Here is a 23,574-nt window from a genome sequence, read left to right as displayed (position 1 = left end):
CGCTGCCTGCGCGCGGCATTCCTTCCTACCGTCCTCTGCCATGACCGAGACCGCGCTCACCGTGCAGCAGACCGCCCGCCCCACCGGCTTCCCCACCGCCGGCCACTTCCGCTTCGCGGAGTCCCCGGTGCCCGCACCGGCCCCCGGCACCGCCCTGGTGGAGAACCTGCTGTGGTCCGTGGACCCCTACCACCGCGAAATGATGGACGGCGACTTCGCGTTGGACGCCCCGCTGGAGGGCCGCACCCTCGGCCGGATCACCGCCTCGCGCACCCCGGCCCTGCCCGAGGGCGAGATCGTCTTCCACCGCCAGGGCTGGCGCACCCACGCCGTGGTCCGTCCCGAGGAGGTGCGCCGGCTCCCCCATTACCCCGGCGTCCCGCTGACCGCGTACCTGGGCGTGCTGGGCGGCACGGGCCTGACGGCGTACGTCGCCCTGACCCGCGTCGCCCGGCTGCGCCCGGACGAGGACGTGTTCGTCTCGGGCGCGGCGGGCGGGGTCGGCACGGCGGCCGGCCGCTTCGCCCGGCTCCTCGGCGCGGGCCGGCTGATCGGCAGCGCGGGCACCCCGGAGAAGGTCGCCTACCTGACGGAGCAGGTGGGTTACGACGCCGCGTTCGACTACCACGCCGGCCCGGCCGCCGACCTCCTGGCCGCGGCGGCGCCCTCCGGCGTCGACGTCTTCGTGGACAACGTCGGCGGCGCGCAACTCGGCGCGGCGATCGGCGCGTTGCGCACCCGGGGCCGGGTGGCGCGGGTCGGCACGATCAGTCAGTACAACACCCCCGACGCCCCGCCCGTCGCCCTCGACCACGCCGCCGTGGTGGAGCGGGGACTGCGCATCGAGGGCTTCCTGGTGTCCGACCACCGTGACGCGCAGCAGGAGTTGTACGACTTCGCCGTGCCGCATCTGCGCAGTGGCGTGCTGCGGCAGGACGAGACGGTGATCGACGGTTTCGAGCGGATCGTGGAGGCGTTCCTGCTGATGCTGCGGGGCGGGAACACGGGCAAGATCCTGGTGCGCAAGGGCGGTTGACGCCGTCGGCGGCCGGAATTGGAAACGGGCCGGGACGCCTGCCTTCGAGGCAGGCGTCCCGGCCCGTCGTTCGGGTGGGACCGAAGGTCAGCCCATGTGCGGGTAGGTGTAGTCGGTCGGCGGGACCAGGGTCTCCTTGATGGCGCGGGTCAGGGTCCAGCGCATCAGGTTCTGGGGGGCACCGGCCTTGTCGTTGGTGCCGGAGGCGCGGCCGCCGCCGAAGGGCTGCTGGCCGACCACGGCGCCGGTCGACTTGTCGTTGATGTAGAAGTTGCCCGCGGCGTAGCGGAGCTTCTCCATCGTGTAGGCGGCCGCGGCACGGTCGCCCGCGATGACCGAGCCGGTGAGGGCGTAGTCCGAGACCGACTCCATCTGGGTCAGCATCTCGTCGTACTTGTCGTCCTCGTAGACGTACACCGCGAGCACCGGGCCGAAGTACTCGGTCGTGAAGACCTCGTTCTCCGGGTCGGAGCACTCGATGACGGTCGGGCGGACGAAGTAGCCGACCGAGTCGTCGTAGGTGCCGCCCGCGACGATCGTGCAGGTCGGGTCGGCCTTGGCGCGGTCGATCGCGGCCTTGTTCTTGGCGAAGGAGCGGTCGTCGATGACGGCGCCCATGAAGTTGGACAGGTCCGTCACGTCGCCCATCGTGAGGTAGTCGACCTCGGCCGCGAACTCCTCCTTGAAGCCGGCGTTCCACAGGGAGGCCGGGATGTACGCGCGGGAGGTGGCGCTGCACTTCTGGCCCTGGTACTCGAAGGCACCGCGGGTCAGGGCGGTCTTCAGGACCGCGGGGTCGGCGCTCGGGTGGGCGACCAGGAAGTCCTTGCCGCCGGTCTCGCCGACCAGCCGCGGGTACGAGCGGTACTTCTCGATGTTGTTGCCGACCGTCTTCCACAGGTACTGGAAGGTCTTGGTCGAGCCGGTGAAGTGGATGCCCGCGAGGTCCCGGTGCTCCAGGGCGACCTTGGAGACCTCGATGCCGTCGCCGGTGACGAGGTTGATGACGCCCTTGGGCAGACCCGCCTCCTCCAGGAGACGCATGAGCAGCACGGCGGCGTGCGTCTGGGTCGGGGACGGCTTCCAGACCACCACGTTGCCCATCAGGGCGGGCGCGGTGGGAAGGTTGGCGGCGATCGCCGAGAAGTTGAAGGGCGTGATCGCGTAGACGAAGCCCTCCAGCGGGCGATGGTCCATGCGGTTCCACACGCCCGGGGAGTTCGCCGGGGGCTGCTCGGCGAGGATCTGGCGGGCGTAGTGCACGTTGAAGCGCCAGAAGTCGACCAGCTCACAGGGGCTGTCGATCTCCGCCTGCTGGGCCGTCTTGGACTGGCCGAGCATGGTGGAGGCGGCGATCGTCTCGCGCCACGGGCCGGACAGCAGCTCGGCGGCGCGCAGGATGATCGCGGCGCGGTCGTCGAAGGACATCGCGCGCCAGGCCGGGGCGGCGGCCAGGGCCGCGTCGATGGCGTCCTGGGCGTCCTGCTGGGTGGCGTGGCGGCCGGTGCCGATGACGGCCTTGTGGTTGTGCGGCTGCACGACCTCGAACGGCTCGCCGCCGCCCAGCCGCTTCTCGCCGCCGATGGTCATCGGCAGCTCGACCGGGTTCTCGGCCAGCTCCTTGAGCTTGGCCTCCAGGCGGGCGCGCTCGGGCGAGCCGGGGGCGTAGCCGTGCACCGGCTCGTTGACGGGGGTGGGGACCTGGGTCACAGCGTCCATGAGATCCGGACTCCTTGTACGTGAGCGGGTGGTGGGGCTCAGCCCTTGCTGACCATGCTGCGAAGGAAGAAGCGCAGGTTCGCCGGCTTCTCCGCCAGACGGCGCATGAAATAGCCGTACCAGTCGGTGCCGTACGCCGTGTAGACACGCATGCGGTGGCCCTCGGCGGCCAGCCGCAGGTGCTCGTCGCCACGGATGCCGTACAGCATCTGGAACTCGTACTCGTCGAGCTTACGACCGGCCTTGTGGGCGAGCTCCTGCGCGATGGAGATCAGGCGCGGGTCGTGGGACCCGATCATCGGGTAGCCCTCGCCCTCCATCAGCGTCTTCAGGATGCGCACGTAGGCCTTGTCGATCTCGTGCTTCTGCTGGTAGGCGACCTCGGCGGGCTCCTTGTAGGCGCCCTTGACCAGACGGACCCGGCTGCCTGCCTCGGCGAGCCGCTTGGCGTCGCCCTCGGTGCGGAACAGGTAGGCCTGGATGACGCAGCCCGTCTGCGGGAAGTCCTTCCGCAGCTCCTCGTGGATGGCGAACATCGAGTCGAGGGTGGTGTGGTCCTCGGCGTCCAGCGTCACGGTCGTGCCGATGGCGGCGGCGGCCTCGACGACGGGCCGCACGTTGGCGAGCGCCAGCTCGTGGCCGCCCTCCAGCGCCTGTCCGAACATCGACAGCTTGACCGACATCTCGACCTTCTCGCCGAGCTCCAGCTCCTTGAGGTGGTCGACCAGTGCCAGGTAGGCGTCACGGGCGGTGGTGGCCTGCGCGGGAGTGGTGATGTCCTCGCCGACGACGTCCATCGTCAGCTGGAGGCCCTTGCCCGTCAGATCCTTGATGATCGGGACGATGTCGGACACCGTCTCACCCGGGATGAAGCGGTCGACGACCTGCTTGGTCACCGGGGCCGCCGAGATCAGGCGTCGCATCCGGTCGCTGCGCGACGCGGCGAGAATCACGGGACCCAGCACGGGGCACCTCCACAGACAAGCACCAGAAAAGGCCTGCACCCGACGTTTCGGGTACGGCACGGAGAACCACCGTGAAAGCTACGGATCCCTTGGATCGTCGGCCATCGACAGCTGTCACGCATCCGTGCCCGGGATCTCAGACATCTGTATGAAGATGACCGGAAAATGGAGGAGAATGCCTGGGTGGCGGCGGACTACAAGGGTGATTACCAGGACCTGGTGGACGAGATCTCGGAGCTGCTGGGTGTGCCCGCGACTCTGGAGAACCGTGACTTCGAGCTGCTCGCCTTCGGCGCGTACGCCAGCGACGACGAGCTGGACGCCTCGGCGCTGGATCCGGTGCGCACCCGCTCGATCCTGACCCGGCGCTCCACGGCGGGCGTCCGCTCCTGGTTCGAGGGCTTCGGCATCACCCGCGCGAGTGGCCCGGTCCGCATCCCGCCGAGCCCCGAGGCCGGCGTCTACCGCGGCCGGATCTGCCTCCCCGTGCGCCACCGGGGCGTCGTCGTGGGCTACGTCTGGCTCCTCGACGGCGACCCGGGCCCGACGGACGCCCAGCTCACGGCGGCGATGCGGGTGGCCGGCCGGATCGGCGCCCTGCTGGCGGACGAGGCGGAGGCCGGGGCGGGCCTGAGCCGGGAACTGCGGGCGGTCCTCACGGCGGAGGGCGGCTGGCAGCAAGACATGGCGGTGGCCGAGCTGCGCACGGCCCTCGGCCCACGCGCGGACGGCCCCCACACCCTGGTCTGCGTGGCCCCCTGGCCCTCCCCCGACCCGGACGACGCGCCGTCCGCCCGCTCCGTCCCGCACGCGGCGGCCCTGTGCACGATCCCCTGGGGGGCGGCCGAGCAGAGCCTCGCGGTGCTGGTCCGGCTCCGCTCCACGACGCTGGCGGCGCCCGCGCTGGCGGCGGCCACCAGGGTGCTGGAGGAGGCGGAGGGGGTGCGCGGCGCGGACGTCCGGGGGACCGGGAGCGGCCCGGCGGCGGCCCGGGTCACCGCCGCCGGGATCGGGGACCCCCGCACCGGACTGGTCGAGCTGGGCACCGTCTGGCAGGAGGCGCGCGGCGCGGCGCGGGCGGCACTGGCCGAGCCGCGCCTCGGGCCCGTCGCCCAGTGGCTCGCCATCGGCCCGTACCGGCTGCTCACGGCGCTCCCCCCGGAGTCCGCGCACGACCCGGCGGCCGGCCCCCTGCTCTCCCCCGCCCAACGCGAGCTGGCCCGCACCGCCGAGGTCTACCTCGACTGCGCGGGCCAGGCGGGCCGTGCGGCCGCCGCGCTGGGCATCCACCGGCAGACGCTGTACTACCGCCTGTCCCGGGTGGAGCGGCTGACCGGCCTCGACCTGGACGACGGCGAGGACCGGCTGCTGCTGCACATGGCGCTGAAGCGGGCGAGGCTGTGAATCACCCGCGGGCGACGTGCCCGACGAACTCCGCCCAGGCGTAGGAGGGGAGGAGGAGGGCGGGTCCGTGGGGGTTCTTGGAGTCGCGGACGCCGATGTGGGGGGCGAGGGGGGCTACTTCGAGGCAGTTCTGGCCGGGCTCGCTGAATGAGGACTTGAACCAGTCCGATTCCGGGGCGAGTTCGAGGGCAGTGTGACGCTGGTGCATGGTCTAGATCTCTCGTGCTAGTCGGTGCAGGAACTCGGGAGTCTCGTCGGGCGGCAGTGCGGCCGCCATCATGACGTCGAACCGGCGGGTAAACCTATCGACCTCACGAGGCTTGTCCGAGGTGGAGATCGGCCCCCAAGGAGTGTCGATCGACACCCGTGGCGGGAAATCCTTGCCGAAGTCGAGGATGGCGAAGTCGCTGGTCGAACGATAGCCGGGGCGGAAGGGCAGCACTTGGATGCTGACATGATCTAGGCCCGCCAGCGCCTCAAGTGCCGCGTACTGGTCGCGCATGACTTCAACGCCACCCACCGGATACCGCAGCGCCGCCTCACCCAGGACGACGTGCAGTCGCACCGGGTTCTCGCGGGTGAGGACTTCCTGACGTTTCATCCTCACCTCCACGCTGTTCCGGATGAACTCGGACGTGAACTCCTCGACCGCCTTGTGCGCCTCGTGGAGGGCGACGGCGTACTCCTGGGTCTGGACCAGACCATAGATGAGCGTCGGGTGATACGCCTTCACGGACCGCGCTTCCGGCTCAAGCCCGACGAAGCCCGGCATCCCCGTCGGCATCAGCCCCCGGTACTGCGTAAGCCAATCCTGTTGGTTGGACTCCTTGTTGAGGCTGACGAACGACTCGATGACCTCCTCGTCGGTGACCCCGTACTTGTCGAGAAGTTTGCGCAGGTCACCGACGTTGCGGAAGTTGAGGGCGCCGGTCTCGATCCGCAGCAGGCTGGCCTCGGAGATACGCAGCCCCTGTACGGCCTGCTTGCGTGTGAGCCCGCCTCCCCTGTCTCCGCGGCCGCAGCCCTCCCTCAACTGACGAAGCTGCAAGCCAAGTTCAAGCCGTTGTGCCGTGCGTCCACGCTTGGGTGCCATGTGCAGAGTGTGACAGTCCAAGCTCGGTCCGCGCAGGCGAATGTGCAGATGCAGGCATAGTCCACTTTCGACGTCCTTGAAATTTCTGCGGAGTTTCGATTGCAGCTCGATAGGCCCATTCATCACCGTAGGTGGGCAGCCACTCACGGAACGGAGCCCCCCATGCCCCCCACCCTCCTCACCCACGACTGGGCCATGAGCTTCCCCATGACCACCCGCAGCGTCCCCGACGCCCGCGTCCAGGTCCGCCGTCGCCTCACGCTCTGGAACTGGACCGGGGACGTGGACGACGCCGTACTCGTCGCGTCGGAACTGGTCGCCAACGCGGTGGTGCACGGCAAGGTCCCCGGCCACCAGCTCTGGCTGAGGCTGAAGAAGTCGGAGTGCGGCGAGCTGATCGTGGAGGTGTCGGACCCGGTACGGACGCTCCCCAGGCTGAATGGACAGGGCCCCGGGGGCGAGGGGGGCCGGGGGCTGCTGATCGTCTCCGAACTCGCTGAGGAACTGGACTGGTACCTGCGGGCGGAACTCGGCAAGACGGTCCGAGCACGGTTGGGCACCAGGGGCCCGAATTGAACAGGTCGCCGTGGGACCTCTCGCTTTGGCAGTGTCGGGATTCCGCGACCGCGCCAAGTGCGTCGCCTCCGGCGATGAGCCTCGGCGGCGCGTGGGCTGAGGAAGGGGCCGACTCAGGAGAGGTCTCCTGCCGGGCTGGCCCTTGTCAGGCGAGCTTCTTCAGCTGCGCGTCGACGATGTCCTGGGGGATGGTCGGGGGTTGGATGGGGTTGAGGGACAGGAAGGCGGCGATGGTGGAGTCCTGGCGGACGACCAGGATGGTGATGGGGATACTGGGTTCCCCGCTCTTGGTGATCTGGGTGGCGTCGAAGGCGAGGGTCTCGTCGCCGTAGCTGGAAACGGAACGGGATCGGGTACCGGAATACCCCAGCCCAGCACCCGGGTTGGCAGCGGACGGGCGCATCTCGGCGGTGGCGCACTTCGGAAGCGCTGCGCGCAGTTCGGTCATCACCGTGCGGGCGTCGGCAAGGGTGTAGGACGTCAGGCCGACACTCGCGTGCTGCCCGATATCGTCGGAGGCGGACACGATGTCCTGGATGACCTGGGCCGTGAAGTCGTGCAGGCTGCCCAGCTGTGCCGCCGCGAAGACGGGTCGGCAACGTGCGGGTGTGACGGCACGGTAGGTCGTGAGGTCGTCGTGATTCACCGGGCTGCCCTTGCCCGTGACGGTGTCGACGGTATAGCCGGGGACGTCGTGCGCGGTCAGCGCCAGGCGGTCGAGGCCCTTCTGGTTGAGGCCCCTCTGGTTGAGGCCCTTCCCGGCCGCGGAGGCGGGCGATCCGGATGCCTGCTGTGACGCCGAGCTCGCAGGCGAGGCAGCCCCGGCGGTCGCAGACTGCTTACGTCCCCCAGCATCGTCCCCGCTGCCCGCACCGCACGCGCCGGTCAGCGCCAGCACCCACACGGCGCCCGCCGCCGCAACGGCCCGTCTGCCGACCGCAGAAGCATTCATCATTCGCCCACCCCCGGCGCCCCGACTCGGAGCACCCGCACAAGAAGCCCCGGCGTGTGCCGAGGCTGAAGATCACAGGGAGCCTAGCGGGAACAGCCCGTGGTTTCACGGTGAGTGAGCGCGGATGCGGTAGTGGCTGGTGCGGGCTCGGGTCTGGTGCCGGGTGCGCCAGCGGTGCCAGTGCATGACGAGCCAGGTGAGGGCGGTGCGGGCGGGGGCGCACTGAAATTGGCCGACGCCTCCTGCCGGCGCTACGTTGCGGTCCAGCACCCGCGCATCAACCTGATCCGGAGACATCGGATCTGTGCCGTCGCTAGGTTCGGGCGATGCCTCATCCGGCGGCTGCGGCAACAACTCGGACTCGGCTCCGGGCCGGTAGAGGTACTCGGCGCAGGGGCGTCCGAAGCGATCCCCGGGCGCGACTCCCGACATTCCACCGTGGCCTCAACCGCATCCGGCCACGTCGGCTTCGGCAGCGGCTTGCCCGCTTCCTCCGCCTGCTGTGCCGGAACAGTGCCCACAGACTGCGCCGGCACTATCGGCGTCGTATCACCTGACGCCGCAACTGCCTGCTGCGGCACCACTGACGCCGTCGACAACAGCTCGACGGGCCCCGCTTCACCGCTTCCCCGCCGCCTCGATGATCTGCCGCAGCCCCTCCGTCAGCGCCTCCCCGTCCGGTGCGGTCTTCGGGTCGAAGGTCCACTGGGAGATCAGGCCCGTCATCAACGCCAGATAGAAGCGCCCGAGGGTGTCGGCCGTCTCGTCCGACACCTCCTCCTCCGGCACGCCCATCAGCACCGAGACCAGGCCCCGGCCGCCCTCGCGCTGCGCGCGGGACAACTGGTCGCGGACCTCGGGCAGTTGGTCGCCCATCCCGAGGATCTCCACGCTGAGCCGCCAGATCGAGCCCGGCTCGCGCATGCTGTCGACGACGCCCGACCACACTTCCCGGAACCGCTCCAGCGAACCGGGAGCACCGGTGAATCCCGCGCCGCTGCCGAAGGGCACCCCTTCCACCAGCGCGACGTACGCCTGCGCGAGCAGCGCGTCCTTGGAGCCGTAGTGGTAGCCGATGGAGGCCAGGTTCGTCCCCGACGCCTTCACGATGTCGCGCGCCGTCGTCCGCGCGAAGCCCTTCTCCAGCAGGCAGCGCTGCGCGCCTTCGAGCAGATCCTCACGGTGTCCCATGCCGGCCAGCCTACCCCCGGATCCATACGACCGTCCCAGACAGATGACTTATACAAACGTTCTAGACAAGCGTATAAGACGCCCGTACATTCCTCTCCCATGAAGCGTGAATGGACCGCCCTCTACGTGCTGATGCTGCCGCTGCTCCTCGTCTCGATGGATGTCTCGGTGCTCTACTTCGCCGCCCCGGCGATCAGCGCCGACCTGCACCCCACCGGCACCCAGCAGCTCTGGATCTTCGACATCTACGGCTTCGTGCTCGCCGGGCTGCTGATGACCATGGGCTCGCTCGGGGACCGGATCGGCCGCCGCAAGCTGCTGCTCATGGGGGCCGCCGCGTTCGGCGGCGCCTCGCTCCTCGCCGCCTACGCGCACAGCGCCGAGACCCTCATCGCCGCCCGCGCGCTCCTCGGCGTCGGCGGCGCCACCCTGATGCCGTCGACCATGGCCCTGCTGCGCACGATGTTCACCGACCCGGCCGAGCGCGCGAAGGCGATCGGGCTGTGGTCCGGCGTGATGACCGGCGGCATCGCGCTCGGCTCGGTGATGAGCGGCATCCTGGTCGAGCACTTCTGGTGGGGGTCCGTCTTCCTCGTCAACCTCCCCGCGATGGCCCTGCTGCTGGTGCTCGGCCCGGTGCTGCTGCCCGAGTCGAGGAACCCCGCCCCCGGCCCCTTCGACTGGGTGAGCGTGCCGCTGTCGCTGGCCGCCGTGCTCCCCGTGATCTACGGCCTGAAGGAGATCCCCTCCGAGGGCTGGCACCCGCGGTACGTCGTCTCGGTCACCGTCGGCCTGCTCTTCGCCGCCCTGTTCGCGCACCGCCAGCGCACCCACGCCGCCCCGCTGGTCCCGCCCGCCCTGCTGAAGGGCCGCGGCTTCGCCCCCGCGCTGGTGCTCAACCTCGTCTCCGCGCTCGGCATGATGGGCTCGGCCGTCTTCACCACGCAGTACCTTCAGTCGGTGCTCGGCAAGAGCCCCCTCGCGGCGGCGCTGTGGAGCCTGCTGCCCTCGGTGTTCATCGGTCTCGCCGGCCCCCTCACCGCGCGGCTCGTCCAGCGGGGTGTCAACCGGGGGTCCGTCGTCGCGGGCGGCTTCGCGGCCATGGCGGCCGGATACGCGCTGCTCGCCCTCGTCGGCACCGACTCGCTCTGGCTGGTCCTCGCCGGCGCCGGCGTCCTCGCCTGCGGCGTCGTCGCGATCATGTCCCAGCTGACCGACCTGGCCATGAGCACCGCCCCGGTGGAGCGGGCGGGCACCGCCTCCTCGCTCCTGGAGACCAGCTCGGAGTTCGGCGGGGCGCTCGGGATGGCGCTCCTGGGCTCGATCGGTACGGCGGTCTATCGCCACCAGATGCCGGACACCGCTCCGGCGGGGGCGCGCGAGACGCTGGGCGGCGCGCTCGCCACGATCGCTCATCTCCCCGGCGCGACCGGGCAGTCCCTGCTCGCCGCCGCCCGGGACGCGTTCACCAGCGGGATGCGGGACGCCGCGCTGGCGGGAACGGTCCTGCTGGTGCTGGCCGCCGTGGCGGCGGCCGCGACCTTGCGGAAGATCGAGGGCTAGCAGGTGGCAAAACCGGAGAACGCCGGACGGGCCGAGGAGAACCTCGGCCCGTCCGGCGTTCGAGTCGGTCGGTTCAGACCAGGTTGACCGAGCGGGCCGACGCCGCGCCGATCTCCTCGGAGACCTCGGCCAGCACGGCCGCCGTCACGGTGTCGTCCACGGTCAGGACGGCCAGCGCCTCGCCGCCCACCGTCGCGCGGGAGACCTGCATGCCGGCGATGTTGAGGCCGGCCTCGCCGAGGATGCGGCCGACGGTGCCGACGACACCGGGGCGGTCCTCGTAGCGCAGGACGAGCATGTGGTCGGCGAGGGCGAGGTCGACGTCGTACTCGCCGACCGCGACGATCTTCTGGACGTGCTTGGGGCCGGCCAGCGTGCCGGAGACCGACACCTCCTCGCCGGTGCCCAGCGTGCCGCGCACCGTCACCACGTTGCGGTGCTCGGTGGCCTCGGAGCTGGTGGTGAGGCGGACCTCGACGCCGCGCTCCTGGGCGAACAGCGGCGCGTTGACGTACGACACCGTCTCGTCGACGACGTCCTCGAACACGCCCTTGAGCGCGGAGAGTTCGAGCACCTTCACGTCGTGCTGGGTGATCTCGCCGTAGACCTCGACGTCCAGCCGGACGGCCACCTCACCGGCGAGCGCGGTGAAGATGCGGCCGAGGCGCTCGGCGAGCGGCAGGCCCGGCTTGACGTCCTCGGCGATGACACCGCCCTGGACGTTGACCGCGTCCGGGACCAGCTCGCCGGCGAGGGCGAGGCGCACCGACTTGGCGACCGCGATGCCCGCCTTCTCCTGGGCCTCGTCCGTGGAGGCGCCCAGGTGCGGGGTGCACACGACCTGGTCCAGCTCGAAGAGCGGGGAGTCGGTGCACGGCTCCTTGGCGTACACGTCGAGGCCGGCGCCGGCGACGCGGCCCTCCTTCAGCGCCGCGTACAGCGCCGCCTCGTCCACGATGCCGCCGCGCGCGGCGTTGACGATGCGCACGCTCGGCTTGACCTTGCGCAGCGCCTCGTCGCCGATGAGGCCCAGGGTCTCGGGGGTCTTCGGCAGGTGGACGGTGATGAAGTCGGAGACCTCCAGCAGCTCGTCCAGGGAAAGCACCTTCACGCCCATCTGGGCGGCGCGCGCGGGCTGCACGTACGGGTCGTAGGCGACGACCTTCATCCCGAAGGCGGACATGCGCTGGGCGACCAGGGCGCCGATGCGACCGAGGCCGACGACGCCGAGGGTCTTCTCGGCCAGCTCGACGCCCGTGTACTTGCTGCGCTTCCACTCGCCGTTCTTCAGCGCGGCGTTGGCCTGCGGGATGTTGCGGGCGGTGGACAGCAGCAGACCGCAGGCCAGCTCGGCCGCGGTCACGATGTTGGAGGTCGGGGCGTTGACGACCATCACGCCGGCCTTGGTGGCGGCGGACACGTCCACGTTGTCCAGGCCGACGCCCGCGCGGGCGACGACCTTGAGCTTCTTGGCCGCGGCGACCGCCTCGGCGTCGACCTTGGTGGCGGAACGGATCAGGATCGCGTCGACGTCGGCGATGGCGGGCAGCAGCTGCGCCCGGTCGGCTCCGTTGCAGTGCCGGATCTCGAAGTCCGGTCCGAGGGCGTCGACGGTCGCGGGCGAAAGCTCTTCGGCGATGAGTACGACGGGTTTCGAGCTCACGTGGGTCCTCACAAGTCCAATGCGGACGGCCGTCCCGACGGCCGCTGGCGGAGGGGTGCTAGCCGCGTGGAAGACGCACGACGCTGTGGGCCTGACGCGTTTGTTGTACAGCAGTCTAGTGGCGCCGAGGTCGTCGTTTTGCGCCGCTGCGGAAGTATCACCCGGACGAGGAACTCCATTTCGTAGTCCTTCCCGGGTGTGAGGCGAAAGGGGGCCGGAGCAGCGTGCCCCGGCCCCCTGACGCGAGGCTTACGCCTCCTCGTTCACCCAGCTCATCAGCTTGCGGAGCTGCTTGCCGGTGGTCTCCAGGAGGTGCTCGGAGTCCTGCTTCTTGTACTCGTTGTACTTCTTCAGGCCGCCGTGGTACTCCTCCATCCAGTTCTTGGCGAAGGTGCCGTCCTGGATCTCGGTGAGGACCTTCTTCATCTCCGCCTTGGTGGCGTCGGTGATGATCCGCGGGCCGGTGACGTAGTCGCCCCACTCGGCGGTCTCGGAGATGGACCAGCGCATCTTCTCCAGGCCGCCCTCGTACATGAGGTCCACGATCAGCTTCAGCTCGTGCAGGCACTCGAAGTAGGCGATCTCCGGCTGGTAGCCGGCCTCGGTCAGGGTCTCGAAGCCCGCCTTGACCAGGGCGGCCGTGCCACCGCACAGGACGGCCTGCTCGCCGAAGAGGTCGGTCTCCGTCTCCTCGGTGAAGGTGGTCTTGATGACGCCGGCGCGGGTGCCGCCGATGCCCTTGGCGTACGACAGGGCCAGCGCGAAGGCGTTGCCCGAGGCGTCCTGCTCGACGGCGGCGATGCAGGGCACGCCGCGGCCCTCCTCGTACTGGCGGCGGACCAGGTGGCCCGGGCCCTTCGGGGCGACCATGCAGACGTCCACGCCGGCCGGGGGCTTGATGAAGCCGAAGCGGATGTTGAAGCCGTGCCCGAAGAACAGCGCGTCGCCGTCCTTCAGGTTGGCGGCGATGGACTCCTCGTAGACCTGGCCCTGGATCGGGTCCGGGACCAGGATCATGATGACGTCGGCCTCGGCCGCGGCCTCGGCCGGGGTGACCACGCGCAGGCCCTGCTCCTCGGCCTTCTCCTTGGACTTGGAGCCCTCGTGCAGACCGACCCGGACGTCGACACCGGAGTCGCGCAGCGACAGGGCGTGCGCGTGACCCTGGCTGCCGTAGCCGATGACCGCGACCTTGCGGTTCTGGATGATGGACAGGTCGGCGTCAGCGTCGTAGAACAGCTCGGCCACTTTGGGTTCTCTCCCTATGTGTGCAGGTGGTGCGTCCCACCGTATGCCGGTGGGCGATGAGGTAGTTCGGGGGTCTCGGCATACGGGCGGCGGGGTGATCGCCGGCCGCCCGTACGCGTGCGGGTCCGGTATTACGCGGACCGGTCGAGGGCGCGCAGCGAGCGGTCCGTGATCGAACGGGCGCCGCGGCCGATCGCGATGGTGCCGGACTGGACCAGTTCCTTGATGCCGAACGGCTCCAGCATCTTGAGCATGGCGGACAGCTTCTCGCCGGACCCGGTGGCCTCGATGGTCACCGCCTCCGGGGAGACGTCCACGGTCTTGGCGCGGAAGAGCTGGACGATCTCCACGATCTGGGAGCGGGTCTCGTTGTCCGCGCGGACCTTCACCAGAACGAGTTCGCGCTGAACGGCCTGGTGGGGTTCCAGCTCGACGATCTTCAGCACGTTGACGAGCTTGTTGAGCTGCTTGGTCACCTGCTCCAGCGGCAGTTCCTCGACACCGACCACGATGGTGATGCGGGAGATGTCGGGGTGCTCGGTGACGCCCACCGCGAGCGAGTCGATGTTGAAGCCGCGGCGGGAGAACAGGGCGGCGACCCGGGCGAGGAGGCCCGGCGTGTTCTCCGCCAGGACGGAGAGCGTGTGCTTGGACATGGTCTTTTTACGTCTCTCTCGCTCAGTCGTCTTCGCTGTCGCCGAAGTCGGGGCGGACGTCCCGGGCGGCCATGATCTCGTCGTTCGAGGTGCCGGCGGCGACCATCGGCCACACCATCGCGTCCTGGTGGACGATGAAGTCCACGACCACCGGACGGTCGTTGATGGAGTTGGCCTCCTCGATGACCTTGTCCAGGTCCTCGGGGCGCTCGCAGCGCAGGCCCACGCAGCCCATCGCCTCGGCCAGCTTCACGAAGTCCGGCACCCGCGTGCCCCGCGCCTCGGGGTTGACCTCGTCGGGACCGCTGTGCAGGACGGTGTTGGAGTAGCGCTGGTTGTAGAACAGGGTCTGCCACTGGCGGACCATCCCGAGCGCGCCGTTGTTGATCACGGCGACCTTGATGGGGATGTTGTTCAGGGCACAGGTCGTCAGTTCCTGATTGGTCATCTGGAAGCAGCCGTCGCCGTCGATCGCCCAGACCGTCTGCTCGGGCCGGCCGGCCTTGGCGCCCATGGCGGCCGGGACCGAGTAGCCCATGGTTCCGGCGCCGCCGGAGTTCAGCCAGGTGGCGGGCTGGTCGTACTGGATGAAGTGCGCGGACCACATCTGGTGCTGGCCGACGCCCGCCGCGAAGATGGTGCCCTCGGGGGCGAGCTGCCCGACGCGCTCGATGACGGCCTGCGGGGACAGCGAGCCGTCCTCGGGCCGGTCGTAGCCGAGCGGGTAGGTCTCGCGCCAGCGGTTCAGGTCGCTCCACCAGGCGCTGTAGTCGCCCTTGTGGCCCTCGCCGTGCTCCTTCTGCACCGCCTGGACCAGGTCGGCGATGACCTCGCGGGCGTCGCCCACGATCGGCACGTCGGCCTCGCGGTTCTTGCCGATCTCGGCCGGGTCGATGTCGGCGTGGACGATCTTGGCGTACGGCGCGAAGCTGTCCAGCTTGCCGGTGACGCGGTCGTCGAAGCGGGCTCCGAGGGCGACGATCAGGTCGGCCTTCTGCAGCGCGGTGACGGCGGTGACCGCACCGTGCATGCCCGGCATTCCCACGTGCAGCGGGTGGCTGTCGGGGAATGCGCCGAGCGCCATCAGGGTGGTGGTGACGGGCGCTCCGGTGAGTTCGGCGAGGACCTTCAGCTCGGCGGTGGCCCTGGCCTTCAGGACGCCGCCGCCGACGTAGAGGACGGGCCGCTTGGCGGAGGTGATCAGCTTGGCGGCCTCGCGGATCTGCTTGGCGTGCGGCTTGGTGACCGGGCGGTAGCCGGGCAGGTCCATGACCGGCGGCCAGGAGAAGGTGGTCTTCGCCTGGAGGGCGTCCTTCGCGATGTCGACCAGGACCGGACCGGGGCGGCCGGTGGAGGCGATGTGGAAGGCCTGCGCGATGATCCGCGGGATGTCCTCGGCCTTGGTCACCAGGAAGTTGTGCTTCGTGATCGGCATGGTGATGCCGACGATGTCCGCCTCCTGGAAGGCGTCCGTGCCGATCGCCTTCGACGCCACCTGGCCCGTGATCGCCACGAGCGGCACGGAGTCCATGTGGGCGTCGGCGATCGGGGTGACCAGGTTGGTGGCGCCCGGTCCGCTCGTCGCCATGCAGACACCGACCTTGCCGGTGGCCTGGGCGTATCCCTCGGCCGCATGGCCGGCGCCCTGCTCGTGCCGGACCAGGACGTGGCGCACCCGGGTGGAGTCCATCAGCGGGTCGTACGCCGGCAGGATCGCGCCGCCGGGAATCCCGAACACCGTGTCCGCGCCGACCTCCTCAAGGGAGCGAATGAGGGACTGCGCGCCCGTGACGTGCTCGACGGGGGCGGAGTGCTGTCCGCCGGATCGGGGCCGGGGCTGCGGATGGTGGGCCCCGGTGGCCTGCTCGGTCATCGGCTTCTCTTCTCGATGCTGAGGGTTTTTGCGAGGTTCGGGCGGAGTTCGGGTGTCGTACGAGGGGCACTCGTGCAACAAAAAACCCCTCGTGCCGTAAGGCAAGCGAGGGGAGCGCGCCGGTGAGGGTCGCTGGGGATTCCGGAACGCATTCCGGTGGGTCCCAGCTCAGCCGACGCGCTGTCCAAGTACGAGAATTCGGGTGCGCATGGCACTGACCCTCCCCCCGGGGCGCACCAAGTGTCAAGTGGGTGGGACGGGCGTCTCAGAATGTGAGCGAAGGGCACTGCCGCCTCCGAAAACAGCGGGTACTCCTCCGGTGTACACCCCTGCGGCGCCCTTCGCGCCCAAACGGCCCTGCGTGTCTCTCGCCCGCCCCGCGAAGGCCGGTTCGGCCGACGTGTGGGGTCCGGCCGGCGCGTGCGGACCGGCCGGTGTGTGCGGTCCCGTCGGTGTGTGCGGCACCGGGCAGGCGCCGGAGCCGAGCATCCGGCGCAGCCGGTACTCGTCCAGCGGGGCGGAGAACGCCGCGCCGGTGCCGTGGGTGCAGCCCATCGCGCGCAGGGCCACCGCCTGCTCGGGCAGGTCCACGCCCTCGGCGACGGACTGGAGCCCGAGATCGCCCGCGATCCGCAGCAGCCCGCTGGTGATCTTGTGCAGCCGCGCAGACTCGGCCACGCCCTCGACCAGGCCGCGGTCGAGCTTGAGGATGTCCACGGGCAGCCGCCGCAGCGCGGTGATCGCCGCGTGGCCGCTGCCGAAGCCGTCCAGCGCGACGCGCACCCCGAGCCGGCTCAGCGCGGCCAGCCGCCGCTCCAGCTCCTCCAGGCCGAGCCCGGGATCGGTGTCGGACAGCTCGATGACCAGCGCCCCGGGCGGCAGTCCGTACCGGGTCAGCAGCGCCTCCACCGAGCCGGGCGGCAGCGAGCGGTCCAGCAGCCGCCGGGCACTCATCGGCACCGCGACCGGTACGGCGAGCCCGCTCGCCGCCCTCTCGGCCGCCCCCGCCACGGCCTCCTGGAGGATCCAGCGGTCCAGCTCGGCCGTCTTGTCGCCGTCCTCGGCCACCCGCAGGAACTCGGCCGGGGTGAACAGCACCCCTTGCGAGGAGCGCCAGCGGGCCTGCGCGGAGACCGCCGTGATCCGGCCGTCCTCCAGGGCCACCACGGGCTGGTGGAGCAGGGTGAACTCGCCGTCGTGCAGCGCGGCGCGCAGCCGGGTGGCGAGCTCCGCCTTGCGTACGACGTCCTGCTGCATCTGCGGCCGGTACAGCTCGACCCGGCCCTTTCCGGCCGACTTCGCGCGGTACATCGCGAGGTCGGCATTGCGCAGCAACTCGCCCGCGCCGAGGCCGGGTTCGGCGAAGGCGACGCCGATGGAGGCGTTGACCCGGACATCATTGCCGTCGATCGCGTACGGCTGGGAGAGGGTCATCCGGAGGCGGTCGGCCAGGTCCAGGATGTCCCGCTCCCGGGCGGCGCGCTCATGGGTGCCGTCCCCGACGATCAGGGCCGCGAACTCGTCACCGCCCAGCCGGGCCGCGGTGTCGCCCTGGCGGACCGAGTCCTGGAGTCTCCGGGCGGCCTGGACGAGGAGTTCGTCGCCGGCCTGGTGCCCGATGGTGTCGTTGACCGCCTTGAAGCCGTCGAGGTCGATGAAGAGCACCGCGGTGCCGCGCAGGGCGGCGCCCCGGTCGGTGGCCCGGCGGCCGGACAGGGCCTGCTGGACGCGCTTGGTGAACAGCGCGCGGTTGGGCAGGTCGGTCAGCGGGTCGTGCTCCGCGTTGTGCTGCAACTGCGCCTGGAGGCGGACCCGTTCGGTCACGTCCCGGCTGTTGAAGATCAGGCCGCCGTGGTGGCGGTTGACGGTGGACTCGACGTTCAGCCAGCCTCCCCCGCTCCCGGCTTCGCCCGGACGGGCGGTGCCCCCGCCGCCGGAGCGGAAGCGGCACTCGATGCGGGTGGTGGGCTCCTCCAGCGGGCTGGCGGCGAGGAAGCGGCGCACCTCGTGCACCACGCAGCCCAGGTCCTCGGGGTGGATCAGGGCGGCCAGCTCGGTGCCCACGAGGTCCTCGGCGGGGCGGCCGTAGACCCCGGCGGCGGCCGGGGAGACGTAGCGCAGGATGCCGTTGGGCGCGGCGATCATGATGACGTCGCTGGAACCCTGCACCAGGGAGCGGAAGTGGTTCTCCTTCTGGGCCAGTTCCTGGGTGAGGGTGATGTTGTCCAGCAGCATGATGCCCTGCCGGATCACGAGCGCGAGCACGACGCAGCCCGCGGTGATCAGCACGACGTGGTCGGGCCTGCGGCCGTTGAGGACGTTGTACAGGATCCCCAGGGTGCACACGGCGGCGGCGAGGTACGGGGTGAGCGCGGCGAGCGAGCCGGTGATCGGGCGGCCGGCGGGGTAGCGGGCGTGGTCGGCACCGGGGTAGGGCGCGGGCTCGGCGGTCGGGTACGGGCCGTGGTCGGCGGCGGGGTACGGGCCGTGGTCGGCGGTCGGGTGCGGGCCGTCCCCGGTGTCCGGGTGGCGGCTCGGCTCGGTGTCCGGGTGGCGGCTCGGCTCGGTGTCCGAAGACGCGCCGTGCCCGGAGCCCGCGTAGACGTCGGGCCCGAAGCCCGGGTCCCGGCTGTGCTCGGCGGTCGGGGTGGGCGCGAGGTGGGACCGGAGGCCGTCGGCGCGCGGTGCGGGCAGGTGCGCGCAGACCGTGCGGGTGTGCCCGTCCGCCGCCCGTGCCCGGGGCGCGTTCCCCGGCCGGGGTGTGGCCCAGGGGGCGTAGGCGAGCAGCAGCGACCCGGCGAACCAGCCCGCGTCCAGCAACTGCCCCGAGCGGTAACTGCTGTGCAGCAGCGGCGAGGTGAACAGCGCGTCGCACATCACGGTCAGGGCGAGCGCGCCGATTGCGGTGTTCACGGCGGTGCGGTTGCCCGGGGCGCGCCGGAAGTGCAGCGCGAGCACCATGCTGACCAGCGCGATGTCCAGCAGCGGGTACGCCAGCGACAGCGCGGTGTGCGCCACGCTCGGCCCGTCGAACCGGGCCGCCTGGGCGAGCGCGAGGCTCCACGACAGCGTGAGCAGCGAACCGCCGATCAGCCAGGCGTCCAGCCCCAGGCAGATCCAGCCCGCCCTGGTCACCGGGCGGCTGGCGAGCACCAGCAGGCCCACGATCGCGGGCGGCGCGAAGCACAGGAAGAACAGATCGGCGTACGACGGGCTGGGCACGGGCCGGCCGAGCACGACCTCGTACCAGCCCCAGACCGCGTTGCCCAGGGCCGCCATGGCCGAGGAGAGGCCGAACAGCAGCCACGCGGGGCGGAAGCGCACCCGGGACTTGCGGGCGTACAGGAAGCAGGAGACGGAGGCGGCGCCGGCCGCGGCGCTGAGCCCGAAGTCGCCCATGACGAGCGCGAGTTCGTCCGTGCCCCAGTCGAACGCGGCGCCGACGGCGTACGCCGCGCAGACGAGGGCGAGGACGAGCTGCTCGGAGGCGCGGGTGCGCACGAGACGGACCCGTCCGCGCGCCGGCGGGTCCTGGCGCGGGTGCGGCGCGCGCACCTCCGCGTCGGCGGTGGTGGTGACCGGGGTGGGCGCGTTCACCGGGGCCTCCCGGTGAGCGACGCGCCCGTGTCCCGCCGGACCCGGCGCACCGGGCGGGTGTGCCTGCGGGGGCCGGCCGGCCGGCGCGGGTGGTGGGTGTGGTGAGCGGTGTGCCGGCCGCGTCTGCGCGTGGCCGTGCGCCAGGGCCGCCGTCGGCGGCTCCACCGCGTCGGATCGTTCGTCCATAGGCCGTGCATCGCCCGTCGCCCCCCTCGCAAGATCTGAAATGTCATCCCCGGCGCCGATGTAGGCGGCGCTGCCCCAGTCGGGACGATACACCAGGATCGTCACTCAGGGACATAGCTTCTCTACGCTCCGTGACGACCAGCGACGATGCGGGCACGGGCCGCGTCCGAGAGGTCGCGGAGGGTGCCGGAAAGGCCCTATCGCCCGTTCGTTCCCGGGGTGTCCGGGCCCTCCGGATCCGTTCCGGAAGGGGCTTCGGGGGCCGTTCCCACCGGGTCCTTCGGGTCCGGTCCCGTCGTCAGGATCACGTTCCGCAGCGGCTCGTGGTTCACGAACCGGGTGAGCTGGTCGACCAGCAGCCGCTTGGCGCGCGGCAGGAAGGCCGAGGAGGGGCCGCCCATGTGCGGGGTGACGAGTACGCCGGGCGCCTTCCAGAGGGGGTGGCCGGGGGGCAGCGGCTCGGGGTCGGTGACGTCCAGGGCGGCGGTGATCCGGCCCCGCTCCACCTCCGCGAGCAGCGCGTTCGTGTCCACGACCGGCCCGCGCGCGACGTTCACCAGGAGTGCGCCGTCCTTCATCCGCGCCAGGAAGTCGGCGTCCACCAGGCCCCGGGTGGCGTCCGTGAGGGGGGTGGACAGGATCACGACATCGGCGTCCGGAAGCAGAGAGGGCACATCGGCGATCGGATGTACGGGACCGCGCGCCGTGGTGCGCGGGGAGCGTGCGACGCGCGCCACCCGCGCAACCTCGAAGGGCGTGAGCCGGTCCTCGATGGCGGCGCCGATCGCGCCGTAGCCGATGATGAGCACGTTCTTGTCGGCGAGCGAGGGCCGGAACCCGCCCTGCCAGCGCTCCTGCTGCTGGGCCCGCACGAAGTCCGGGATGCCGCGCAGCGACGCGACGGTCAGGGCGAGCGCCAGTTCCGCGGTGCTCGCCTCGTGCACCCCGCGCGCGTTGCACAGCCGCACGCCGGGCACGATGGCCGAAAGCCGCGCGGTGATGTCGTCGACGCCGGCCGTGAGCGTCTGGATCACCCGGACGCCGGTCAGGTGTTCCAGCGGGCGCACCTTGACCGGCCACCGCTTCATGTACGGCACCACGTACATCACGCACCGCGCGGGGTCGCCCGGAAAGTCCTGGTCGCCGTCCTCGCCGCCGTCCCAGAACAGGTACCGGAGCCCCTCGGGCAGCCCCTCGATCTCCTCGGGCGGAAGCGGAAGCCATACATCTGCGCTCATGGTCAGGAGGCTATGTCAGGTGCGCATGGGCGCAGAGGTTAGGTTGGGGGCCGGGCTAAGGGAGGTTCCAGAGCAGGTGGAGCGCAGGACGATCGGCGCGGGGGCGCTCGCGGTGGGGGCCGTCGGACTCGGGTGCATGCCGATGAGCTGGGCGTACAGCACCTCGCGGCAACGGGGGGAGGAGTCGGTGAGATGCGTGCACCGGGCCCTGGACGCGGGGTCGAGCCTGCTGGACACCGCGGACATGTACGGCCCGTTCACCAACGAGCTGCTGCTCGGGCGGGTGCTCAGGGAACGGCGCGCCGAGGCGTTCGTCTCCACGAAGGTGGGACTGCTGGTCGGCGAGCAGCACATCGTGGCCAACGGCCGCCCGGGATACGTGAAGCGGGCCTGCGACGCCTCGCTGCGCCGGCTCCAGACGGATGTGATCGACCTCTACCAGTTGCACCGCCCCGACCCCGAGGTGCCGATCGAGGAGACCTGGGGCGCGATGGCCGAGCTGGTGCGCGCCGGGAAGGTGCGCTCGCTGGGCCTGTGCGCGCTGGGGGCGCGCGGCGGTCGCCGCTCGGGCGCGGGGCTGTACGACGGCACACTGCGCCAGTTGCAGCGGGTGCAGCAGGTGTTCCCGGTGGCCGCGGTCGAGGCGGAGCTGTCGGTGTGGTCGCCGGAGGCGCTGCGGACGCTGCTGCCGTGGTGCGAGGCGCGGGGGGTGGGCTTCCTGGCGGCGATGCCGCTGGGCAACGGCTTCCTGACCGGCACGCTCACCCCGGGCGAAGGCTTCGAACCGGACGACGTGCGCGCCCGGCACCCCCGGTTCACCGCCGAGATGATGGCGGCCAACCAGCCGATCGTGGCCGGGCTGCGCCGCGTGGCCCGGCGGCACGGCCCGGAGGTCACCCCGGCGCAGGTGGCGCTGGCCTGGGTGCTGTCGCGGGGGCGCCATGTGATCGCGCTGCCGGGCACGAAGCGGGAACGTTTTGCCGCGGAGAACGCGGCGGCGGCAGCTCTGCGGCTCACCCCGGCGGACCGGGCGGAGATCGCGCGGCTGCCCGTGGCGCAGGGGTCGTGGGACTGAGGGACCCTGGACAGGGGAAGATCTGCCGCTGGAACGCCGTCCCGAAGGGATCACGATCGTGCGACGCCGAGCTGTCCGGGCCGTGCTGGCCGCGTCCGCCCTCCTGCTGACGGCGGGCTGCTCGTCCGGCTCCTCGTCCGGCTCCGCGGGCGTGGGCTTCCCGGGCGAGGGTCCCCGTACGGCGCCCCCGAGCACCGCGTCCCCCGCCCCGGCCACCGAGTCGGCGGCGCCCGCCAAGGGCTCGGTACGGGTGCTGCGCACGGTGGCCGAGGGCCTGAAGTCACCGTGGGGGCTGGCCGTGCTGCCGGGCGGCGACCTGCTGGTCTCCTCCCGCGACGACGGGACGCTCGTCCGCGTCGACCCGAAAACGGGCCACCAGAGCGAACTGGGCACGGTCTCCGGGGTCTCCCCGGCCGGCGAGGGCGGCCTGCTGGGCATCGCGCTGTCCCCGCACTACACCTCGGACCATCTGATCTACGCCTACTTCACCTCCGCCTCGGACAACCGCATCGTGCGCATGCTGTACGACGAGCGGAAACCGGCCGGTGAACAACTGGGCGCCCCGGACACGGTGTTCAAGGGCATCCCCAAGGGCCCCATCCACAACGGCGGCCGGATCGCCTTCGGCCCGGACGGCATGCTGTACGCCGGCACCGGCGAGAGCGGCCGGCGGGGCCTCGCCCAGGACCGGAACTCCCTGGGCGGCAAGATCCTGCGGCTGACCCCGGACGGCGAACCGGCCCCGGGCAACCCCTTCTCCGGCTCCCCCGTCTACTCCTACGGTCACCGCAACGTCCAGGGCCTGGCCTGGGACGACCGTCAGCGCCTGTTCGCCTCCGAGTTCGGCCAGGACACCTGGGACGAGCTGAACGCCGTCAAACCCGGCGGCAACTACGGCTGGCCCGACGCCGAGGGCAGATCCACCGACCCCCGCTATCAGAACCCCATCGCCCAGTGGCACACCGACGACGCCTCCCCCAGCGGCATCGCCTACGTGGACGGCGTCATCTGGATGGCCGCGCTGAAGGGTGAACGCCTGTGGCGCGTTCCCCTCCACGGCACCCGGGCCGCGGCCGCCCCCCAGCCCTTCCTCACCGGCACCTACGGCCGCCTGCGCACCGTGGCCCCGGCGGGCGGCGGCAAGCTCTGGCTGATCACGAGCAACACGGACGGCCGGGGGCATCCGAAGAAGGGCGATGACCGGATTCTGGAGCTTCAGGTGAGCTAGCGGCCCCTGCTACTCCTGGGGCCCCCTCCCCCCGCCCCCTCCCCTCCCCCGCTCCCGCTTACCCTTCCGGGTCCGCCTCTGCCCGCCCCCGCTCCGGCTCCGGCTCCGGCTCCGGCTCCGGCTCCGCGATGGTCGGGGCCGGGGCCGGGGCCGGCAGGCGTATGACCGCCTTGCCGGAGGTGAGGTCTATCGGGCCGCGGGCGGGGTCGCTGTCACCGACGTCCTCCCGGGTCCGTTCGAGGCGGTTCTGTTCGTCTCGGGTGTGCTTGCGGCCCGGTGTGAACAGTTCGCTGAAGGCGTCGAACACGACT

General features: G+C 71.2%; 19 protein-coding genes. 6 read left to right on the top strand and 13 right to left on the bottom strand.

The features are described 5' to 3' along the window. Nucleotides 1–40: 40 nt before the first annotated feature. A complete protein-coding gene (locus tag AB0927_RS06640) occupies nt 41–1,036 on the top strand; it encodes an NADP-dependent oxidoreductase (RefSeq protein WP_366666441.1) in 996 nt (331 codons plus the stop codon). Nucleotides 1,037–1,123: 87 nt separating this feature from the next. Here AB0927_RS06640 and pruA read toward each other — a convergent pair whose 3' ends face one another. Together pruA and AB0927_RS06630 are read right to left on the bottom strand one after the other, a co-directional pair. After that, a complete protein-coding gene (pruA, locus tag AB0927_RS06635) occupies nt 1,124–2,755 on the bottom strand; it encodes an L-glutamate gamma-semialdehyde dehydrogenase (RefSeq protein WP_366666440.1) in 1,632 nt (543 codons plus the stop codon). A 38-nt stretch (nt 2,756–2,793) separates the two neighbouring features. After that, nucleotides 2,794–3,720: a proline dehydrogenase family protein gene (locus AB0927_RS06630; RefSeq protein WP_366666439.1), complete on the bottom strand. Its 927-nt coding sequence runs from the start codon at nt 3,718–3,720 to the stop codon at nt 2,794–2,796. A gap of 165 nt (nt 3,721–3,885) precedes the next feature. On the opposite strand from AB0927_RS06630, the gene AB0927_RS06625 reads away from it, so the two are divergent. Then, nucleotides 3,886–5,124, top strand: a complete 1,239-nt coding sequence (locus AB0927_RS06625; RefSeq protein WP_366666438.1) for a helix-turn-helix domain-containing protein — start codon at nt 3,886–3,888, stop codon at nt 5,122–5,124. A gap of 1 nt (nt 5,125) precedes the next feature. Here AB0927_RS06625 and AB0927_RS06620 read toward each other — a convergent pair whose 3' ends face one another. Both AB0927_RS06620 and AB0927_RS06615 read right to left on the bottom strand, forming a co-directional pair. After that, nucleotides 5,126–5,332 (bottom strand): DUF397 domain-containing protein, encoded by a 207-nt coding sequence (locus AB0927_RS06620; RefSeq protein ID WP_366666437.1) that lies wholly within the window; start codon nt 5,330–5,332, stop codon nt 5,126–5,128. 3 nt (nt 5,333–5,335) lie between these two features. Next, nucleotides 5,336–6,217 (bottom strand): DUF5753 domain-containing protein, encoded by an 882-nt coding sequence (locus tag AB0927_RS06615; RefSeq protein WP_366666436.1) that lies wholly within the window; start codon nt 6,215–6,217, stop codon nt 5,336–5,338. Between the two features lie 162 nt (nt 6,218–6,379). Between AB0927_RS06615 and AB0927_RS06610 the strand changes: the two genes are divergently transcribed. Further along, a complete protein-coding gene (locus AB0927_RS06610; protein ID WP_366666435.1) occupies nt 6,380–6,793 on the top strand; it encodes an ATP-binding protein in 414 nt (137 codons plus the stop codon). A 145-nt stretch (nt 6,794–6,938) separates the two neighbouring features. Here the strand turns inward: AB0927_RS06610 and AB0927_RS06605 are convergent, their stop codons facing one another. Further along, nucleotides 6,939–7,691 (bottom strand): hypothetical protein, encoded by a 753-nt coding sequence (locus AB0927_RS06605; RefSeq protein ID WP_366666434.1) that lies wholly within the window; start codon nt 7,689–7,691, stop codon nt 6,939–6,941. Nucleotides 7,692–8,363: 672 nt separating this feature from the next. Then, nucleotides 8,364–8,936: a TetR/AcrR family transcriptional regulator gene (locus AB0927_RS06600; RefSeq protein ID WP_366666433.1), complete on the bottom strand. Its 573-nt coding sequence runs from the start codon at nt 8,934–8,936 to the stop codon at nt 8,364–8,366. Between the two features lie 99 nt (nt 8,937–9,035). Between AB0927_RS06600 and AB0927_RS06595 the strand changes: the two genes are divergently transcribed. Next, entirely contained in the window at nt 9,036–10,499 is a 1,464-nt protein-coding gene (locus AB0927_RS06595) for an MFS transporter (RefSeq protein WP_366666432.1), read from the top strand. A gap of 73 nt (nt 10,500–10,572) precedes the next feature. Here AB0927_RS06595 and serA read toward each other — a convergent pair whose 3' ends face one another. The 6 genes from serA to AB0927_RS06565 all read right to left on the bottom strand — a co-directional run bounded on the left by serA (nt 10,573) and on the right by AB0927_RS06565 (nt 20,960). Continuing rightward, nucleotides 10,573–12,162 carry a phosphoglycerate dehydrogenase gene (gene serA / locus AB0927_RS06590; RefSeq protein ID WP_366666431.1) on the bottom strand — a complete coding sequence of 530 codons (1,590 nt, stop codon included), beginning with the start codon at nt 12,160–12,162 and terminating at the stop codon, nt 10,573–10,575. 249 nt (nt 12,163–12,411) lie between these two features. Further along, nucleotides 12,412–13,410 (bottom strand): ketol-acid reductoisomerase, encoded by a 999-nt coding sequence (gene ilvC / locus AB0927_RS06585; protein WP_366666430.1) that lies wholly within the window; start codon nt 13,408–13,410, stop codon nt 12,412–12,414. A gap of 131 nt (nt 13,411–13,541) precedes the next feature. Continuing rightward, the gene (gene ilvN, locus AB0927_RS06580) at nt 13,542–14,066 is read right to left on the bottom strand and encodes an acetolactate synthase small subunit (protein WP_366666429.1); all 525 of its coding nucleotides are present in this window, start codon (nt 14,064–14,066) and stop codon (nt 13,542–13,544) included. A 22-nt stretch (nt 14,067–14,088) separates the two neighbouring features. Further along, nucleotides 14,089–15,939 (bottom strand): acetolactate synthase large subunit, encoded by a 1,851-nt coding sequence (locus tag AB0927_RS06575; protein WP_366666428.1) that lies wholly within the window; start codon nt 15,937–15,939, stop codon nt 14,089–14,091. Nucleotides 15,940–16,182: 243 nt separating this feature from the next. Next, the gene (locus AB0927_RS06570) at nt 16,183–19,536 is read right to left on the bottom strand and encodes an EAL domain-containing protein (protein ID WP_366666427.1); all 3,354 of its coding nucleotides are present in this window, start codon (nt 19,534–19,536) and stop codon (nt 16,183–16,185) included. A gap of 383 nt (nt 19,537–19,919) precedes the next feature. Then, complete coding sequence (locus AB0927_RS06565) at nt 19,920–20,960, bottom strand: 2-hydroxyacid dehydrogenase (protein WP_366666426.1); 1,041 nt, start codon at nt 20,958–20,960, stop codon at nt 19,920–19,922. 76 nt (nt 20,961–21,036) lie between these two features. Between AB0927_RS06565 and AB0927_RS06560 the strand changes: the two genes are divergently transcribed. Both AB0927_RS06560 and AB0927_RS06555 read left to right on the top strand, forming a co-directional pair. Continuing rightward, the gene (locus tag AB0927_RS06560; protein ID WP_366666425.1) at nt 21,037–22,035 is read left to right on the top strand and encodes an aldo/keto reductase; all 999 of its coding nucleotides are present in this window, start codon (nt 21,037–21,039) and stop codon (nt 22,033–22,035) included. Nucleotides 22,036–22,093: 58 nt separating this feature from the next. Further along, nucleotides 22,094–23,263 carry a PQQ-dependent sugar dehydrogenase gene (locus tag AB0927_RS06555; RefSeq protein ID WP_366666424.1) on the top strand — a complete coding sequence of 390 codons (1,170 nt, stop codon included), beginning with the start codon at nt 22,094–22,096 and terminating at the stop codon, nt 23,261–23,263. A gap of 58 nt (nt 23,264–23,321) precedes the next feature. Here the strand turns inward: AB0927_RS06555 and AB0927_RS06550 are convergent, their stop codons facing one another. Beyond that, nucleotides 23,322–23,570 (bottom strand): DUF6191 domain-containing protein, encoded by a 249-nt coding sequence (locus AB0927_RS06550; protein WP_366666423.1) that lies wholly within the window; start codon nt 23,568–23,570, stop codon nt 23,322–23,324. Nucleotides 23,571–23,574: the final 4 nt, after the last annotated feature.

It is taken from the genome of Streptomyces sp. NPDC048106 (assembly GCF_040706415.1).
Taxonomy (GTDB): domain Bacteria; phylum Actinomycetota; class Actinomycetes; order Streptomycetales; family Streptomycetaceae; genus Streptomyces.
Note: the sequence above shows the minus strand (reverse complement) of the source record. Positions and strands in the feature narration are given on the sequence as shown.